At 67.6% G+C, this 17,262-nt stretch carries 15 protein-coding genes; 9 read left to right on the top strand and 6 right to left on the bottom strand.

Annotated features, from left to right (window positions below; all coding sequences use genetic code 11):
- Positions 1 to 71 precede the first annotated feature (71 nt).
- Complete coding sequence (locus FM125_RS00485; RefSeq protein WP_087133299.1) at positions 72 to 383, top strand: NINE protein; 312 nt, start codon at positions 72 to 74, stop codon at positions 381 to 383.
- A 62-nt stretch (positions 384 to 445) separates the two neighbouring features.
- On the opposite strand, the gene purN is transcribed toward FM125_RS00485, so the two are convergent.
- Positions 446 to 1,036, bottom strand: a complete 591-nt coding sequence (purN, locus tag FM125_RS00480; protein ID WP_087133298.1) for a phosphoribosylglycinamide formyltransferase — start codon at positions 1,034 to 1,036, stop codon at positions 446 to 448.
- Between the two features lie 346 nt (positions 1,037 to 1,382).
- On the opposite strand from purN, the gene FM125_RS00470 reads away from it, so the two are divergent.
- Positions 1,383 to 1,688, top strand: a complete 306-nt coding sequence (locus FM125_RS00470; protein ID WP_070638701.1) for a hypothetical protein — start codon at positions 1,383 to 1,385, stop codon at positions 1,686 to 1,688.
- Between the two features lie 308 nt (positions 1,689 to 1,996).
- Here the strand turns inward: FM125_RS00470 and FM125_RS00465 are convergent, their stop codons facing one another.
- Positions 1,997 to 2,941 (bottom strand): DUF559 domain-containing protein, encoded by a 945-nt coding sequence (locus FM125_RS00465; protein WP_180525270.1) that lies wholly within the window; start codon positions 2,939 to 2,941, stop codon positions 1,997 to 1,999.
- A 393-nt stretch (positions 2,942 to 3,334) separates the two neighbouring features.
- Entirely contained in the window at positions 3,335 to 6,013 is a 2,679-nt protein-coding gene (locus tag FM125_RS12170; RefSeq protein WP_180525268.1) for a cell division protein PerM, read from the bottom strand.
- Positions 6,014 to 6,252: 239 nt separating this feature from the next.
- On the opposite strand from FM125_RS12170, the gene FM125_RS00450 reads away from it, so the two are divergent.
- The 4 genes from FM125_RS00450 to FM125_RS12165 all read left to right on the top strand — a co-directional run bounded on the left by FM125_RS00450 (position 6,253) and on the right by FM125_RS12165 (position 11,066).
- A complete protein-coding gene (locus FM125_RS00450) occupies positions 6,253 to 7,464 on the top strand; it encodes a glycosyltransferase family 4 protein (RefSeq protein WP_087133301.1) in 1,212 nt (403 codons plus the stop codon).
- Positions 7,465 to 7,635: 171 nt separating this feature from the next.
- Positions 7,636 to 8,976 (top strand): NADP-specific glutamate dehydrogenase, encoded by a 1,341-nt coding sequence (gene gdhA, locus FM125_RS00445; protein ID WP_070638695.1) that lies wholly within the window; start codon positions 7,636 to 7,638, stop codon positions 8,974 to 8,976.
- Between the two features lie 351 nt (positions 8,977 to 9,327).
- Positions 9,328 to 10,107: a DUF6318 family protein gene (locus FM125_RS00440; protein WP_087133294.1), complete on the top strand. Its 780-nt coding sequence runs from the start codon at positions 9,328 to 9,330 to the stop codon at positions 10,105 to 10,107.
- Positions 10,104 to 11,066, top strand: coding sequence for a PKD domain-containing protein (locus FM125_RS12165; protein WP_245829666.1), 963 nt, complete (start codon positions 10,104 to 10,106; stop codon positions 11,064 to 11,066). The genes FM125_RS00440 and FM125_RS12165 overlap by 4 nt, the downstream gene beginning before the upstream one ends.
- Positions 11,067 to 11,080: 14 nt before the next feature.
- Here FM125_RS12165 and FM125_RS00430 read toward each other — a convergent pair whose 3' ends face one another.
- From FM125_RS00430 to FM125_RS00420, 3 genes are all read right to left on the bottom strand, one after another.
- Positions 11,081 to 11,563: an acyl-CoA thioesterase gene (locus FM125_RS00430; protein WP_087133293.1), complete on the bottom strand. Its 483-nt coding sequence runs from the start codon at positions 11,561 to 11,563 to the stop codon at positions 11,081 to 11,083.
- A gap of 2 nt (positions 11,564 to 11,565) precedes the next feature.
- Complete coding sequence (locus FM125_RS00425; RefSeq protein WP_087133292.1) at positions 11,566 to 12,813, bottom strand: App1 family protein phosphatidate phosphatase; 1,248 nt, start codon at positions 12,811 to 12,813, stop codon at positions 11,566 to 11,568.
- 258 nt (positions 12,814 to 13,071) lie between these two features.
- Positions 13,072 to 13,617: an Lrp/AsnC family transcriptional regulator gene (locus FM125_RS00420; RefSeq protein WP_087133291.1), complete on the bottom strand. Its 546-nt coding sequence runs from the start codon at positions 13,615 to 13,617 to the stop codon at positions 13,072 to 13,074.
- A gap of 120 nt (positions 13,618 to 13,737) precedes the next feature.
- Here FM125_RS00420 and FM125_RS00415 point away from each other — a divergent pair, with 120 nt between their 5' ends.
- Genes FM125_RS00415 through FM125_RS00405 form a run of 3 tightly spaced genes read left to right on the top strand, consistent with a single transcriptional unit; the run spans position 13,738 to position 16,492 of the window.
- On the top strand, positions 13,738 to 15,162 hold the full coding sequence (locus FM125_RS00415; protein WP_087133290.1) for a sodium:solute symporter family protein: 1,425 nt from the start codon (positions 13,738 to 13,740) through the stop codon (positions 15,160 to 15,162).
- A 45-nt stretch (positions 15,163 to 15,207) separates the two neighbouring features.
- Positions 15,208 to 15,894 carry an SDR family NAD(P)-dependent oxidoreductase gene (locus FM125_RS00410; RefSeq protein ID WP_082739459.1) on the top strand — a complete coding sequence of 229 codons (687 nt, stop codon included), beginning with the start codon at positions 15,208 to 15,210 and terminating at the stop codon, positions 15,892 to 15,894.
- Positions 15,895 to 15,952: 58 nt separating this feature from the next.
- Entirely contained in the window at positions 15,953 to 16,492 is a 540-nt protein-coding gene (locus FM125_RS00405; protein WP_087133289.1) for a YbhB/YbcL family Raf kinase inhibitor-like protein, read from the top strand.
- Positions 16,493 to 17,262 lie beyond the last annotated feature (770 nt).

The following is a 17,262-nucleotide window of genomic DNA, read 5'->3' as shown; positions in this document are numbered from 1 at the left end:
GCTTGGGGGCAAGACTCCCGCTCAACGAGTGTCATCAACGTGATGGCCGGGTACACCTAGAATCGCGGACCATGACCTACCCTCAGCCGCCGACCGTGATCGTCCAGGCGGGACGCAGCGTCGTGCTCGCCTACGTCCTGCTGGTGCTGCTCGGGTGGCTGGGCGTGCACCGCATGTACCTCGGCAAGTGGATCACCGGCATCACGCTGGCCGTGCTGTTCGGCGTCGGCACCGCGACCGCCGCGATCCTCATCGGCTGGATCCCCCTCATCATCTGGGGCCTCGTGGTGGTCTGGGACCTGGTCACCCTGCCCCTGCAGGTGGCCGCATTCAACGCCCGCGAGCGGAACCGGGCCGTGCGGCAGTACCAGCGCGGCTGGTGAGCGGGCGAGGTCAGGCGCGGGCGGTCAGGCGCTGACAGTCTCGCCGGCGGCGTGGCGGGCGGTCAGGCGCTGACAGTCTCGCCGGCGGCGTGCCGGGCGGCGAAGTCGCCGAGAACGCGGACCAGCAGGGCGCGCTCCTGCACCTTGATGCGCTCATGGAGCTCGTCCTCGGTGTCTGTGTCCATGACCGGGACGGCCGCCTGCGCGATGATGCGGCCGGTGTCCACGCCGGCATCGACCCAGTGGACCGTGCAGCCGGTGACCTTCACGCCGTAGGCCAGGGCGTCGCGGACGCCGTGCGCGCCCGGGAAGGACGGCAGCAGGGCCGGATGCGTGTTCACGATGCGGCCGGCGAAGCGCTCCAGGAACCCGGCGCCGAGGATCCGCATGAAGCCCGAGCAGACCACGAGGTCCGGCTCATAGGCGGCGACGGCGTCGGCGAGCGCGACGTTCCAGGCGTCCCGGTCCGCGTGGTCCTTCACAGAGACCGTGAACGTGGGAACCCCGGCCGCCTCCGCCCGGGCCAGACCCTGCACGCCCGGGACGTCCGCGCCGACCGCGGCGATCTCGAGAGGCAGGTGGCCGCCCGCGACGGCGTCGAGGACAGCCTGCAGGTTGGTGCCGGAACCGGAGACGAGAGCAACGATGCGCATGCCTTCATCGTAGGGTGGAAGCGTGTCCGCTCCCACGCCGCCCGCAGGTCCGCACACCGACCCGCCGCAGAAGCCCGGGCAGGACCCTGCCTCCAGCAGGTCCGCAGAGCCCGGCGGTCAGGGCGGAGGTCCCGGGAACGGCGGGCCTGGTGAGCGTGGCGGGCCGGCCGGTGGCGGGCCTGGTGGGCCTGGTGGGCCGGCCGGTGGCGGCTGGCCCGGCAGGAACAGGTCTGGGAAGAACGGCTCCGGCAAGCCTGCGAACGAGGCCGAGGAGCTGAAGCTCCGCAAGAACGTCGGACGGCTGCTGCTGTGGCAGTGCGGCCTGCTGTTGTGCACCATCCTCGCGATGGACCTGCTGCTGCCCTGGAAGCTGCTGGCCGCACCGTTCGCGGTGGGCGCGGTGGCTGTGGGCTTCGTGGCCTGGATGCGCGCCGGAAAGCTCACGAAGCCCGGGTTCCTGCGCGTCATGCTGGGCGCCGGGCTGGCCCTCGGCACATTCGTGGCGGTGGCCTCGCTGACACCACTGTTGTTCTGGGAGGCCGCCAGCGCCTACGACGAGTGCCTCCGCCAGGCCCTCACCCTCAAGTCCGAGGCCGTGTGCCAGGCTGAGTTCACCAAGACCATGGGAGGTATCGGCGGCCTCGGCGGCTGAGCCGAGTCGGCTCGCAGGCTGAGTGGGGCTGGGCCCGAAGGCTGGGTGCCTTCTCGCACGGCGCAGCGCCGGACGGCCCCCGACCCCTCTCGTTGCGGGTATCGAAGTTGGCCCGGATTCGGCCTCCAGGGCCCCACATGACCCAAGTTCGATACACGCACGACGTCCGGCACGCCCAGGATCGACGACGTCCGGCACACCCACGACGTCCGGCACACCCACGGCGTCCGGCACACCCACGATCAACGACGTCCGGCACACCTGCGATGCTCCGCACACGTTCGATCGAGGCGGTCGTCGGCGGAGCCTCAGCCCGCCTGTCGCTCCGCGCCCAGAAGCGCGCGGACCCGGGCGATGACTCCGCGGAACCCGTCTTTGGCATCGGATGCAGACACTCGGATCACGGTGTACCTCTTGCGCTGGAACACCGCATCCCGGCGAACGTCCTCATCGATCCGGTGGCTGTGATGGGCGCCCTCGTACTGGAGGACGAGCTTGGCGCTCCGCCATCCCATGTCTGCAGTCGCGGGGAAGTCCGCGGAGTAGTCTGCGTCCCATTCTTCGATCTGCAGCTCCGGCTCGGGCAGTCCGGCGGCGATGAGGGCCAACCGAAGCTCGGTCTCCTTGGGCGAGTCGGCTCCGATCCTGATGCGCTGCAGCGCTGCACGAAGCCTGCGCCGCTGTGGCCGCGCTCCTGGGCTGTCAAGTGCCTGGCGAAACCTCTCCAGGAGGTGAGGACCCTTCTCTCGCACGGCCCTCCGGCTCCTGCCGCTCCTGCGGATGAGGTGGTCGCCGAGGATGACGAGCTCGTCGTCGGTCAGCTCCGTCGCCAGCTCCGTCCAGAGCCGTTCCGGGGCAGTCACCCTGATGCTGTGGCCGACGAGGACCAGTGGCGTGGAATGGTGCCCCGGCAGGTCGCTGCGGTGGGTGACCACCCACCGGTCCTTGAGGACTCCACGGCTTCTCGACCGCGTCACATGCAGCCGGTCGTCCGCAACCAGCCGAGACGGCAGCCAGAAGTTCCGGAGTCGGGCCGCCGTCGCATGGGACACCACGGCGTCCGGACACCGCGCCAGGATCTCGAGGAGCATGACCGCTGACGGCGGCGGCACCAGCGGGCTCCAACGATAGATCTCCTGATCGCCCACGCCCGTCTGCTCAGCGGCGGCACGCACGAGCTGCGAGTCGATGTACCGGTACCGGCCGTGCCCGACCCTCTCGAAGGAGGGGCCGCGAAGCCGGTGGTAGCTCACTCCGGCCGCCTCCGCCTCGGCGATGGTGAAGGCCTTCCAGAGCAGGGCGTCAGGGATCGGAGCAGAGCGAGACATGGCTCCACTCTGGTTCGTGCAGTCGCACCGTTGAGCAGGTGGCCGGAATCTGTGGACAACCGGCGGTACACCGGCAGCGCGCTCGGTGTGCGCACCTCAGAGGCAGAATGCCGCCCACGTGTGAGGTTGTCCGTGTATCGAAGTTGGGCCGATTCGTAGAACTCAGGCCCCCTGCGACCCAACTTCGATACACGCAAGCCCCGCTCCCGGCGCCCGTTGCCTTGCAAGCCCCGCTCCCGGCGCCCGTTGCCTTGTGAGCGCGCCCGTTCCCGGCGCCCACTCCCTTGTAAGCCCCGCTCCCGGAACGGCAGCAGCACCTCACCGCGCACGGCGCGGACGCGGACGACCGGGGCCGTCCTCGCCAGCGCTCCCCTGCCGGCCCGCGGAGTGGGGGCCGTTCCCGGCGCCATCGCCCTGGTCCTCGACGTCGGCCCGTCCCCGGCGGACGGCACCTCTCCGAGCGTTCTCGAGGCCGTCGGCGGCGCCGGTCCCGGCGCGCGGGTCGCGGGTCGCGACGATCGCGTCGAAGTTCGGCTTCGGCTTCGTCGACTTCGGCTTCACCGCCTCCTCGTCCTTCGCCGTCTCGCCCGTCGCCTTCTCGTCCTTCGCGAGCCCCTTCACGGTGCCTTTCCCGCGCCCCTGGCCCGCAGCTCCGGTCCGGCCTGCGGCCAGCTCGTCCTCGTCCCGGTACACACGGCGACGCGGCTCGTCCTTCGGAGACTGCTTCTCACGGTTGCGGCGCGCCAGCGCGGCCACGCGGTCGCGGCGCTCGGCGGCCAGCTGCTCCGGTGCCTGCCCGGGCGCCTTCTCCGCCGCCTTCTCAGCAGCCTTGTCCGAGGCCCCCTGCGACGCCGTCTCCGACGCACCCTTCGCGACCGTCCCCGTTCCGCCCTGAGCACCCTTCAACTTGCCCGGCTGCGCGGCAGCACCGTGCGTCCTGTCAGTCTGCGGCTTCTCGGCCGTCGGCTTCAGTGCGGTCTCAGCACGGCCCTGTGCGCCCTTCGGCTGGTCGGTCGCCGCCTGGTCGCGCTCGGTACGCGCCTTCACGTCCACGGCCTTGGCCACCGGCAACGACCCACCACGCGACGACCGCGGGCGACGCGGGATGCGCGCCTTCACCGGCGGCATCGGGGTGACGTCCGCGGCCTTCCCGGCGGCGGGCGCCACGTGCTTCTCCGCCTCGGCACCGTCGGTCTCGGCGTCCTCCTGCGGAGCGTCCGCCCCTTCGTCCGCGTCGCGGCCCTTGTCCCTGTCCTTGTCCTTGTCCGCAGCATCGGCCGCGCCGGTGCCGTCTGCCGTCGCCGTGCCGGGCTTCGCCCCGTCCTTCCCGACGACGGCCCCCTCACCCCCGGCGCCCTTCGCACCGTCACGCTCGGCCTCACCGGCACCGGCTCCCCCAGCATCAGCGTCACCGTCGACTCCAGCGTCGGCGCCGGCGCCATCGGTGTCATCCGCGCCGTCCGCGCCGCCGGCTCCGCCACCGCGATCCGCGCCGTCCCCGCCGCCGGTTCCGTCACCGCGGTCCTCGGCGTCCGCGGCGGCATCCTTCGCGTCCTTCTCAGGCTCAGCGTTCTTGGCGGCCGCCTTCTCGGCCTTCCTCTCCGCCTTGGCCTCCGCCTTCTCGGCCTTCCTCTCCGCCTTGGCCTCTGCCTTCTCGGACTTCCTCTCCGCCTTGGCCTCAGCCCTCTCGGCCTTGCGGACGTCCGCCTCGAGGGACCTGGACTGCAGGCCCATGGCCACCAGGTAGCCCACGAAGCCGCCGAGGGCGATCCACCCCGCCAGCGCAGGCCCCACCAGCCACACATTCGACCCGATCACCGTGTAGGTGCCCACGCCCATGGTCCCGGAGGTCAGGGCCAGCAGGACCATCGCCATCGCACCGGAGACCACGCCGAGCAGCAGCGCCAGCACGCCGGTCGACGCGAGCAGGGACATCCACCGGGTCTTCACCCGACGGACCATCCAGTCGTCGAGGTGGTTCTCGCCCTCGCGCAGCAGCCACCAGCCGGCCACGGCACCGGCCAGCACCGGCAGCAGCACGAACACCGGGTGCCACGGCTCCCAGGGTGCGGGAAGCGCGGCGAAGACGGGCAGCGCGGGGACGGGGGCCGTCGTCGTGCCGAAGGCGGAGTACAGGCTCTCCGAGCCGATGGAGAACCCGGGGCCGGCCGACCAGGCCACCGCCCAGCCGACCATGGCGGGCAGGTAGCCGATCTCGAGGAGGGTGAGCATGGTTCCGCCCACCGGTCCGGCGTCCACGAGCTGGTACATGTGCACGGCGTCGGCCCAGCGGACGGCGAGGGTCACGGCCACCAGCAGCGCGTGCACGGCCACCAGGCTGAGCACGGCCACCAGGCAGGCGCGCAGCACGGACCAGGCGTAGGAGCCGGCCCAGCGCTCGTACTGGGAGCGCCTGGCGATCCGCTCGGTGAGGTCCACGCCCACCAGGTGCGCCCAGGTGCCGGCCTCACGTCGGGCGCCGGCCACGGCGCAGACGGCGAAGAACAGGGCGGGGAAGATCGCTCCCACGGCCGGGTTCACGGTGTCGCCGGTGCTGCCGGGCAGCAGCGCCAGGGTGAGCCCCACGAGCCCGTAGGCGCCCATGCCGCCGGCGAGCGCCTGCCAGGCCTGGTCGCGGTAGCTCGCGCGGGCCAGCTTCCGGCCGGAGCGCCAGCTCAGGACCATCGGCAGCAGGGACAGGCCCCAGGGGACCATCCACGCGAGTCCGGCGGAGACGTCGCCGTCCACCACGGGCATGCCGGAGGTGACGGAGACGGGGGCGGCGTGGAGGACCAGCCAGAGGACGCCGGCGGTCTGCAGGACGTCGTCGATGCGCTCCATGTGGAAGCCGCCGGTGACCCAGACGAGCAGGGTGGGGACCACCACGAGCACCAGGCTGAACAGCGCCGCGATCAGCGCCTCGATCACCCCCTGCACCCACAGGGGAAGGGGCAGGGGGCGCAGCAGGCGGGACGCGCGTGGAGTGGGGGAAGTCATCCTCACTATGGTGCCACCGCCGGGCGGCGCGGGGCCTTCAGGGCGCGGCCGGTCCGGTGAGCTCACAGGGAGCGTGCGTCACGGCTGTCCGCCCTCCTTCCCGACGTCGGCCGCTCGCCCGCCGCGGTGACGCCGGCCGGGCGCTGTTTCACCGCTCGTTCACCCGGGGTGACGAGTGTTCACGGCGGGGTCATGGTGCGGCCATGGGGCGGTCGTACGGCGGGCGTAGCGTGCGGGGCATGCGCGTTGCCGTGGTCGCCGAATCGTTCCTGCCCCACATGAACGGGGTCACCAACTCCGTGCTCCAGGTGCTCAGGCACCTGCGCCGGGAGGGCCATGAGGCGATCGTGATCGCCCCTGCGTCCTCCTGGATGGCCGGCTGGACGCAGCGGGTCGGTCAGGACACGGCGCCCAGTCAGGTCGAGGGCTTCGACGTGCACCGTCTGCCGTCCGTGCCGCTGTCCGGCTACGCCTCGGTGCGCGTGGCCGCCGGGCCGGTGGCGCGGGTGCGTTCGATCCTGGCGGGGTTCCGCCCGGACGTGGTGCACATCGCCTCCCCGTTCGTGCTGGGCTGGCGGGCGGTGCAGGCGGCGGACCAGCTGGGCATCCCGTCCGTGGCCGTCTACCAGACCGAGGTCCCCCGCTACGCGGCGCGCTATGGGGCGCCGTGGCTGGAGGACGTGCTGTGGAGCCACGTGGCTCGCCTGCACAACACCGCCACGCTGACGGTGGCGCCGAGCACCTTCACCATCCGCCAGCTGCACTCCCGTGGGGTGCGCCGGGTGCACCGCTGGGCCCGCGGTGTGGACTCGGAGCGGTTCCACCCGTCCAAGCGGTCCGAGCAGCTGCGCCGCGAGCTCGCCCCGAACGGCGAGCGGCTGATCGGCTTCGTGGGCCGGCTGGCCCATGAGAAGCAGGTGGAGGATCTGGCCGTGCTGGCGGACCTGCCGGGCACCCGTCTGGTGGTCATCGGCTCGGGCCCGCTGAAGGAGCAGCTGCAGGCGCAGCTTCCGGGCGCGCACTTCGCCGGCTTCCAGGGGGGCGAGGACCTGGCCCGCCACGTGGCCTCGCTGGACCTGTTCGTGCACCCGGGCGAGTCGGACACCTTCGGGCAGACCCTGCAGGAGGCCATGGCCTCGGGCGTGCCGGTGGTCGCGGTGGGCCGCGGCGGGCCGTTGGACATCGTGGACTCCTCCCGCACCGGCTGGCTGTATGAGCCGAAGAACCTCGCCCAGCTGCGCGAGCAGGTGGCGGACCTGGTCTACGACGACGCCAAGCGCACCGCCTTCGCCCAGGCCGCCTGGGAGTCCGTGCAGGGCCGCACGTGGCCGGTGCTGTGTGAGCAGCTGCTCGGGTACTACGCGAAGGCGATCCGGGTGCAGCACCGCCGCGCGGACGAGGTGGCGCTGCGCCATCTGCAGCACCACGCCACCTGGCCGCTGACCTTCTGAGACTGCGCTTGTGTGTCCACCTGCCGACACACACCTGCGGGCGGCCTCCGGCCCTTGTGAAGATGGAGTGTCGGTGCCTGCGCGTTCCGGCACTTCACTGTGACCACCGCCGTCCGCGCCGCTTCGGCCCCGCCTGAGCGGCGGTGACGGCCGACCCCAGGAGCCGCCTTCATGCATGCCGAACTCTCCGAACTCCGTGACGAGGTCTTCGCCCGCAACCCCGGTGAGAAGGAGTTCCACCAGGCCGTCTCCGAGGTCTTCGAGGCCTTGGATCCGGTGGTGGACCGCCATCCTGAGTACGTGGAGGCCGGTATCCTCCACCGTCTCTGCGAGCCGGAGCGCCAGATCATCTTCCGCGTCCCGTGGGTGGACGACCAGGGCGTGGTCCAGGTGAACCGCGGCTTCCGGGTGGAGTTCAACTCGGCGCTGGGCCCGTACAAGGGCGGCATCCGCTTCCACCCGTCGGTGTACCTGGGCATCGTGAAGTTCCTGGGGTTCGAGCAGATCTTCAAGAACTCGCTGACCGGCATGCCGATCGGCGGCGCCAAGGGCGGCTCGGACTTCAACCCGTCCGGCCGTTCGGACGGTGAGATCATGCGCTTCTGTCAGTCCTTCATGACGGAGCTGTGGCGCCATGTGGGCGAGCACACGGACGTCCCGGCCGGTGACATCGGCGTGGGTGCCCGCGAGATCGGGTACATGTTCGGCCAGTACAAGCGCCTGACCAACCGGTTCGAGGCCGGTGTGCTCACCGGCAAGGGCCTGACCTGGGGCGGCTCGCTGGTCCGCAAGGAGGCCACCGGCTACGGCACGGTGATGTTCACGGACGCCATGCTGCGCACCCGCGGCGAGTCCATGGACGGGCAGAAGGTCCTCGTGTCCGGCTCCGGCAACGTGGCGATCTACGCGGCCGAGAAGGCGATGTCCCTGGGGGCGAAGGTCATCACCGCCTCGGACTCCTCCGGCTACGTGGTGGACGAGAACGGCCTGGACCTGGACCTGCTCAAGCAGGTCAAGGAGGTCGAGCGTGGCCGCATCTCCGAGTACGCCGAGCGCCGCGGCAACGGTGCCCACTTCGTGGAGGGCGGCTATGTGTGGGAGGTGCCGGGCACCGTGGCGCTGCCCTGCGCCACCCAGAACGAGCTGGGCAACAAGGCTGCGGGCATGCTGATCAAGAACGGCGTGAAGGCGGTGGCCGAGGGCGCGAACATGCCGTGCACGGAGAAGGCCACGCACACCTTCCTGGACGCCGGCGTGCTGTTCGGGCCCGGCAAGGCGGCGAATGCCGGCGGTGTGGCCACCTCCGCCCTGGAGATGCAGCAGAACGCCCAGCGCGATTCCTGGGACTTCGACTACACCCGTGAGCGCCTGGAGCAGATCATGCACTCCATCCACGACCGCTGCGTGGAGACCGCGGACAGCTACGGCGCGCCGGGCAACTACGTGGCCGGCGCGAACATCGCCGGCTTCATCAAGGTGGCAGACGCGATGCTGGCCCAGGGCATCGTCTGAGCCCCCGCCGCCGTTCACTGCGCTTTGGGGATACACCTTTCCCTGCGCTTTGGGGATACAACACGGCGTTGAGATCCAAGAACGGCACCGTGTCTTCCCCTCAAGACCGCAGGTGAGGCCGCCTTCGCGGCCCTCGGCCTCCTCTTCCCGACGACGGCCCCCTCCCCGACGACGGCTCGTCACCTTCTCCGGTGACCCGGCGGGGAAGGGCCTGTGGAGAACCGCACCTCCGCGGTGGCATCTGCCTACACTGTGGTCTGTGTCACCGCCGACCGAGGGGGTCGGCGGCCGTTGCGGGATCAGCGGCCGTCCCGGTGACCTACCGACGATGAGACATCTGGAGGGGTTCTCATGCGCCGTGGCGCACCCGCCCGTGGCCTGGCACTGACCGCCGCACTCGCACTGGCACTCACCGCCTGCTCCGGCGGCGAGGACAAGGAGCCGGAGGAGACCGTATCGCCGTCAACGACGGCCCCCGCCTCACAGGGAGCCTCGTCCGACGGGGCGGACGAGCAGCCTGAGACCGGAGGGACCGACGAGTCCACGGAGACCACACCCGACGACCCGGACGACCCCGACGACCCGGACGAGGGCGAGTCACCGGACGCCGACGACAGCGACCCGAACGGGGAGGACACCGGCGAGTACGTCCCCGCCTCCGCCGACGGACCGGCCAAGAACGTGCCCAAGCCCGTCATGCCCGAAGAAATGAAGAAGGAGACCCCGGAGGGCGCCAAGGCCGCAGTGCAGTACTGGTGGGACACGGTGACCTACCTGCAGCGGACGGGAGACTTGGAACCCCTGAGAGAGGTCTCTTCTGATGAATGCGACTTCTGTCACGACTACGCGCTAGATGTAGTCGACCATTACGAGGACGGCGGCTGGCATACAGGCATGGAGGTCGATGTCACATCGGCACTGACAGGCGTTCACGACAGCAACAAGGGAATCCTTCAAGTCACGACCCTCTTGGACACGAGCGAGGCACAGGTCTTCGACAAGAACGGTCTCGAGGACAAGGAACAGGGCGCGAAGGCTTATACCGATGATCCTTGGGTGACGTACGTTCAGTTCGATTCCGAAGCCGGTCATTGGCGCGCCACCCAGGTGAGTTTCGAAGGAAAGCCATGAGGCAGCGTGTCCTTGGATCTCTAGCGTCGCTGCTTCTGCTTGCGCTCACTGTCTCAGTGGCCGGCCCGGCTCAGGCGGATTGGGAAGGCGAACGTCGATGCCGCGCAGAAGCGTCCGTAAATTCTCGCCAGAAGGCAATTAACGTCAGAAAAGAATGTGAAACAACGCCGCAGCCAGCCAGCTCATCGAGCGACGACAGCAACAGCACCGCGAACAAGGCCAGCAACTACGACACGTCCAATCCCGTCTACTCGCGCCATGTGTCCGGCTGCTATCCGGACCAGCTCCAGAACCTGGACTTCGGAGACTGTCAGCGCCAGCAGGATGTCTTCTGCGGTGATGACGGCACCTGGGTGCAGCAGGTGCGGGTACGCAGGGAGAACCCCGACGAACCGATCGAACACGGTTCGCGTTTCTGCGCCGCTGACGCCGCTGGCGGCGGCTCAGAGGGACGGCCGGCCATCACCATGGATGACCTGGCCGCGGTCGCTCCCAGCGAGGTCGACATCCTCCTGCAGAACGGCGGCCGCGGAATGCGGAACGCCCACACCAACATCTACGCGGACGCGGAGCAGATCCTCGAGCGGAAGACCCAGTTCGGCGAGCTGACGCTGATGCGACTGACCCCGGTCGAGTTCCGATGGGACTATGGCGACGGGACCACCCGCACCACCACGGATCCCGGCCGAGACGCCGTGGACTTCAACACGGCGACCTCGACCAGCCACGTCTACGAGGACACCGGCACATACACAGTGACCCTGACCACGGTGTTCATCGGTGAGGTCTCCTACGACGACGGCGAGACCTGGGAGCTTGTGCCCGGGCAGCTGGTGATCGACTCGACCCCGGCCCAGGCGGACATCTTCCGCTCGGTCACCCGCAATGTGGCGGAGGACTGCGTCACCAACCCGAGCGGCTGGGGCTGCGGTCCCCCGGGCAGCGCGCCCACGGACTGAACGCGGGCATCCGCTCACTGTCCCCCGGTCAGCGCCTTCCTCTGCTTGTCCGTCAGCCGCATGGGGCGGCCGGTCTCGGCGTCCACGTAGACCATCACGGAGGTGGCGGTCACCAGCAGCGCATCGTCCACGCCGTCGTGCATCTTGTAGCCCACATGCACGGACGCGCCCTTGGCCTGATCGATCGAGACGCGCACACGCACCGGCTTCGCGCGGTACTTCATCTGCGCCCGATATTTCACACGGTGTTCGGAGACGAAGACGCGCACCCCCTCCCCCGCGCCGACCGTCAGGTCCAGCGGCGCCAGGTCGGCCTCGGCGTCGCTGCCGGACCCGACGGGGACGCCGAAGGCGGCCACGCGGGCCTCCTCCATGAGCTGGACGACCTGGATGTTGTTGATGTGCCCGTAGGCGTCCATGTCCTTCCAGCGCAAGGGGACGTACACGTCCACAGCGAGGCGGCCGTCGTCGTCCAGGAAAGGGGATCCGGTTGTCATGGTCACTCCTCCTCCAGCCCCTCGATCTCGTTCTTCCAGCCCTCCGGACGGACGTCCACGAACTCGGTCTCGAGGATGCCGAGCTCCTCCAGCTGGGAGGCGAGGGCGGCACCGTCCGGGCCGTAGCACCACGGCACACCGGGGGTCGAATGGCGGGTGTGCTGCGCACGGCCGCCGGCCAGCAGGGCCTCGGAGGGGGTCAGCTGGCGGATGACGATCGCCTTCACCCGGTCCGGGTGACGCTTGGCGAAGTCGGCGTAGATCTCGGGGTCGTGCTGGCCGTCGTCGCCGATGAGGATCCACTTGATGTGCGGGAACTCCTCCGCCAGGCGCTCGAGCTGGGCGAACTTGTGCTCCTGGCCGGAGCGGAACCAGCGGTCCTGGGTGGGGCCCCAGCTGGTCAGCAGCAGCGGACCGAGCGGATAGAGGTTGCGGCCGAGGAACCGGGTGAGCATCTGCGCCACGTTCCACGCCCCGGTGGACAGGTAGAGCATCGGGGCCATCGGGTTGGCAGCGGCGATGCGGCGCAGCAGCACGGCCATGCCCGGGGTGGGCGTGCGGGCGTGCTCGTCCAGCACGAAGGAGTTCCAGGCCGCGAGCATCGGGCGCGGCAGGGCGGTGACCAGCACCGTGTCGTCGATGTCGGACACCATCCCGACGTCAGCGGAGGGGTCCGTGATGTAGACGTCCGAGGAGACGACCTCGTCATCCCCGACGGTCAGGGTGACGGTGCGCCACCCCGGCTTCAGGGAGGCGGGGATGACCGCGTCCACCACACCCATCCGGTCCGTGGTCACGGTGTGGACCTGGCCCTTGACAGTCACCTGCACCTGCGCGCCGGCCATGGGCGGGGAGGAGAAGTTGCGCCAGCCACGGATGCCGTCCGCCACCACCTGGTGCACACGACGGCCGTTGAGGAAGTCCTCGTCCGGGGCCACGATCACGCGGGAGAGCACACGGACCCACTCGGTGGTGCCGTAGCCGGTGAACGCGATGGCGGTGGGCACGTGGCCGCGCCTCTCCGCCCTGCCCCGCTGCCAGACGTTCCACCTGTTCTGCAGCCGGACGGCGATGTGCTCGCCCTTCTTCCGCTTCCCCGGCAGGGAGCTGCTCGGGGCCGAGGCGTGCTCCGGGGCGGACTGCTCCGGGGAGGCCGGCTCCGGGGCGACCTTGTGGGCGGCCTGATCTTCCCCCAGGGCCTCGGTGCGGACAGACGGGGACGCAGTCGCGTGCGGGTCGGGCGCTGACATGGGATCCAGTATTCCGCATGGAGCCGCGGTGCGTGAGCAGGAGGGGCATCGCACAGACGTGTTCGCCGGCACCCATGCGTTTTCGCTCGCGAAACGGGAGGCGGTTGGATCGACCCCTCGGCGTTTTCGCTAGTGAAATGGGAGGTGGCCGTTCCGGGACCGCCGGCGGGCGGCTTCCCGACGACGGCCGGTCACCATTCGAGAACTTCGCCTATTCCAGCGGGCGGGCCGCTCGACCCGCTCAGACTCGACACCAAATCAAAGATCGAGCATGTCCAGGGTGCGCACCTTTTGCTGAAGCACGAGGGGCCGAAGAATTACGGAGGACCTCGTTTTGCGGATGACCGGCACGGCTGCCAGCCCCACTAGCAACTCCTGCAGATGCGAGGTGTCTCGTGCCGCGATTCGACACCGCACGTCCGCTTCACCGGTCGTCGAGAACGCCTCAACCACCGCAGGATTATCCCGCAAGTGACGCTCCAGCTCGTCGATGGAGCCCTGGACGACTTCCAAGTCAACCCATGCCTGCACCGTGAAACCGATTGCCGCTAAATCGAGCTGGGGCTCTTGACCCGTGATAATCCCGCTTGCCCACATGCGGTCAAGCCTCTGCCTGAAGGTGGGGCGGGAGACGCCCGCAGTATCCGCAAGAGAAGCCACAGTCCCACGAGGGTCTTCGCGAAGCGCCATGAGCACCCGTCGGTCTACGTCATCAACCAGGAAAGCTCCCTGACCACCCATAAACCCACCTCCTAAGCCAGACAACTGATTCTCGATGAGCCTACCAAGGGCGGCGCTACTCATAACAGCGTGCACCCACTTCGGAAAGACCTTGGCCCATCCCCTTGTCAATCCGGCAACTCAAGTCGTAGCCTCGATCTCGGCAAGCTTGTTACCCCCGTCACTTCTCGCACTGGAGTATCGATGAACATCCCCTTGGTGACAGTGGTCGTCCCCTACATGGCCGCTACATTCGTCGTGGCATGGCGACTGAAGTCTCGAGTCACTGACAATGAGGACTACCTGCTTGCCGGTCGCAATATCGGAACCACACTGATGGCCACGATGCTGCTGGCCATCAACTTCGGTGGCGCATTCGTCCTCGGTACAAGTCAGGATGCCTACGCGGTCGGATTCGCGGCCGTGTCATTCGCAATCGGCATCTTCTTCGGCCTTACCTGCCTTGGCCTGTTTGTCACTCGCCGCGTACGCAGTACCCAGTTCAGCACGGTGCCGGACTTCCTCTCGCGGCGCTTCCGTAGCACGGCCCTCGCCGTACTCGTCTCGCTTATGTCGATCATCGCCCTGACGGGAATCCTCGGCGGTCAGATCGCAGCTATTGGAAGCGCGTTCACCACACTTGGCCTCACCTACGAGACGAGCGCCATCATCGGAACTGTCCTGATCATTGTCCTTACGGCTCTTTCAGGCATGTGGGGGGTGGCAGTCACAGACTTCATTCAGTTCTGCGTGATCACTGTGGGCCTCGTGGTCATCACCGTCATGTCCGTCTCTGCGGCGGGCGGGATCGGCGCCATCTCCGCCACTTACGAAGCTGCCGGGGTGAGCGACCCCTTCAATCCCTGGAACCAGGGGTGGGCATTCTTCCTCGGCGCCGCTTTGCCTGTCTTTGTCCACAAGCAGGTCGGACAGGACGTCATGCAGCGAGTTTTCGCAGCCAAGACCACGACTGTTGCGCGCCGTGGCGCAATTATCGCTGGCGTTCTTACCGCGCTCTTCGCAGTCTTTCCCGCTTTGTCGGGCATGGCCGCCAAAACTCTCATCCCGGACCTCGATCCGAGCGTGGGCGCCATCCCGGCACTCATCCAGGATGTCCTGCCCGTCTGGGCCGCCGGCATCTTCGTAGCAGCACTGATTTCGGCGGTGATCTCGACGGCAGACGCCATCCTGCTCGCCATCGTCAGCAATATCAGCTCGGACTTGATCGCACGACTCCCGCAGAAAACCGCACAAACACTTGGTTCCTTGACCGCAACACGCATCATCACCGTGGTCGTCGGCGGGCTCGCACTGGTCGCTTCCCTACTGGTCCCGAACATCATCACCATCCTGACGATGGCTTTCACGATGTACGGAGCAGGAGTGTTCGCGCTCTTCTTCATGGGCCTTTTCACTAACTTCGGAGGGAAGATCTCGGCCATTGGCTCCCTACTGGTGGGCTCCGCACTAGGACTTGCCGGAGTGCTTGGCTGGAAGCCGATTGAAGTCGTGCCCCCTGTGGCGTCCGCAGTGGCGGCTGCCCTTGTCACGTACGTTGCTCTCGCCGTGCTCACGGGTGAGCGACAGAAGGACTCTATCCTCCAAAACGAAAATGCTTCGACAGTCTGACGTCACAGCCTGGAGTTCAAATTCTCGTTTCAAGAAAGGAGGGTCATGACAGCCTCCCGCTACTACGTCATCGGGGCGGCCTCAGGCATCGGGGGCGCAGTTCACACATCGCTGGCCGCAACTGGCGCTGAAGTGCTTGGACTCGATCTCAACCCGAACGACGATGTTGTTCGCTTCGACGTGACAGCCGAAGAAGACTGGAACAGCCTTGACCTCAATGACTGCAAGGGCCTCGTGATCACATCCGGCATACGAAAGCCCGCACCATTGGCGAAAACGTCTCTCGATGACTGGCGGGACGTCATGGACATCAACGTGACAGGAGCGTTTCTGGGGCTGCGTCGTCTGGCCCAGGTGTGCGACGGTGGATACGATGCACAGGGCCTGCCAGTTGTTCTTGTCTCCTCGGCCGTCACTTCTAAGACGGTGAGTGGACAAGCGTCATACAACACCTCAAAGGGGGCAATCGATGCGCTCGTGAGGAGTGCTGCCCTCGAGCTCGCTCCTTACGGCGTTCGAGTAAATTCAGTCAACCCCGGATCAATTCGAACGCCGATGACCGCTGATGGGTGGAACGACGAATCACACGCGAACCGCATGCGAGCCGAGATCCCCGCTGGCCGCGCAGGTACAGCTGAGGAGGTGGCGGCAGTGATTATTTCACTTCTCCGCCCAGAATTCGGGTATGTCACAGGATCAAGCTGGCGCGTAGACGGCGGCTGGTCGCTGTGAGCCTTATCCCCAAAGCCTTCCCCAATCGCAATCAACATCATTAACAGAAAGGAATCTCATGTCTTTCGATTTCCAGGCTGCACTGCCCGAGCTTCCGGAGCTCGAAGTAACCTCGTCCTCTTTCAACGATGGCGATCAGCTTCCACTTGAGCATGTGGGCGGCATGCTCGGCACCGGAGGACAGGACCGCTCCCCGCAGCTGTCTTGGAGCGGCGCCCCGGAGGGCACTAAGAGCTACGTCGTTACGTGCTTCGACCCGGATGCCCCCACCGGCAGCGGGTTCTGGCACTGGGCAGTGGCCAACATTCCCGCGTCGATCACCGAGCTTGCTGCTGGATCCGCGGTGGTCGATCAGCTCGACAAGGATGCGCTTTCCGGTTCCGCGCTGACACTCAAGAACGACGGCGGTGTCAAGGGTTTCGTCGGTGCCGCGCCTCCGGCCGGACACGGCGAGCACCGGTATGTCTTCACAGTGCATGCCGTGGACGTCGAGTCCCTCGACATTCCTGAGGATGCTACGCCCGCGTTCCTTGGATTCAACCTGTTTACCCACGGCATCGCGCGCGGATCCATCCACGCGACCTACAAGGTTGACTGACCGATTGACACGACGCGGGGGCGGGACCGGATGGTCTCGCCCCCGCATTGTTCTTGGCCTGTCACGCCCATGAGGCGTTCCACCTTCACTCGTGGCGCCGAACGCGTCGCACCAGCTTGCGGAGTATCGCACCGTACCTCGGTCCATTCGTCAAAGGCGCTGTTGATTCTTTGCTCTCCGCCACAGGCTGTTGGCTGTGAGGTTGACCACCACTATCGCCCTGAGAATCTTTCAACCACCCGTTGGCAAGCAGTTCATCCCGCATGGCTCTTATCCGGCTAGCAGGAGCAGCCACCATGAGGCACACCAAAATATAATAGGAGCTCAGAACAAGTGCGAGCGCCCCTCCGGCCACCAACGGGATCAACGGAAGCCGGCCATCTCCTGTAGATCCTCCAGTCAATGACATGAGCAGAGAGACGCCAGCAAAGTAGAGCGACCCCATCAAGGCCACCGCTTGCCGCAACGTTGAGGTCTCTCTCTCGTCGGCGGCCAGCCAAGCAAGCCGTAGCCGCTGCCTGTTTCTCACCAGAAGCGCATGAGTGTCATCCGGGGTAAGCCCGACTTCTTCACGGAGACTCCTCCGAAGCTCGTCGTATTCCTGGTCCCATAGCTTTCCACGTCGTCCAGGCAGCTCGGGTAGATCACTCATGAATGGGTTCCCTCCTCAATCCGTTTCGCCCACGAACGTAGAAGGCCGGCCGGACACGCTAAAGTGTAGGAGGGCATGACGTTGTTGACACATGCAGGGGCCAGTGAGGCCGGAGGAG

It is taken from the genome of Micrococcus lylae, from assembly GCF_900163825.1.
GTDB classification, from domain to species: domain Bacteria; phylum Actinomycetota; class Actinomycetes; order Actinomycetales; family Micrococcaceae; genus Micrococcus; species Micrococcus lylae.
The sequence above is the reverse complement of the archived record's forward strand: the minus strand, read 5'-3'. Positions and strand labels throughout refer to the sequence as shown.

Coding starts and splice junctions, on each gene's coding strand:
- FM125_RS00485 (WP_087133299.1), top strand. CDS start 72: ATGACCTACCCTCAGCCGCCGACCGTGATCGTCCAGGCGGGACGCAGC.
- purN (WP_087133298.1), bottom strand. CDS start 1,036: ATGCGCATCGTTGCTCTCGTCTCCGGTTCCGGCACCAACCTGCAGGCT.
- FM125_RS00470 (WP_070638701.1), top strand. CDS start 1,383: ATGGACCTGCTGCTGCCCTGGAAGCTGCTGGCCGCACCGTTCGCGGTG.
- FM125_RS12170 (WP_180525268.1), bottom strand. CDS start 6,013: ATGACTTCCCCCACTCCACGCGCGTCCCGCCTGCTGCGCCCCCTGCCC.
- FM125_RS00450 (WP_087133301.1), top strand. CDS start 6,253: ATGCGCGTTGCCGTGGTCGCCGAATCGTTCCTGCCCCACATGAACGGG.
- gdhA (WP_070638695.1), top strand. CDS start 7,636: ATGCATGCCGAACTCTCCGAACTCCGTGACGAGGTCTTCGCCCGCAAC.
- FM125_RS00440 (WP_087133294.1), top strand. CDS start 9,328: ATGCGCCGTGGCGCACCCGCCCGTGGCCTGGCACTGACCGCCGCACTC.
- FM125_RS12165 (WP_245829666.1), top strand. CDS start 10,104: ATGAGGCAGCGTGTCCTTGGATCTCTAGCGTCGCTGCTTCTGCTTGCG.
- FM125_RS00430 (WP_087133293.1), bottom strand. CDS start 11,563: ATGACAACCGGATCCCCTTTCCTGGACGACGACGGCCGCCTCGCTGTG.
- FM125_RS00425 (WP_087133292.1), bottom strand. CDS start 12,813: ATGTCAGCGCCCGACCCGCACGCGACTGCGTCCCCGTCTGTCCGCACC.
- FM125_RS00420 (WP_087133291.1), bottom strand. CDS start 13,617: ATGAGTAGCGCCGCCCTTGGTAGGCTCATCGAGAATCAGTTGTCTGGC.
- FM125_RS00415 (WP_087133290.1), top strand. CDS start 13,738: ATGAACATCCCCTTGGTGACAGTGGTCGTCCCCTACATGGCCGCTACA.
- FM125_RS00410 (WP_082739459.1), top strand. CDS start 15,208: ATGACAGCCTCCCGCTACTACGTCATCGGGGCGGCCTCAGGCATCGGG.
- FM125_RS00405 (WP_087133289.1), top strand. CDS start 15,953: ATGTCTTTCGATTTCCAGGCTGCACTGCCCGAGCTTCCGGAGCTCGAA.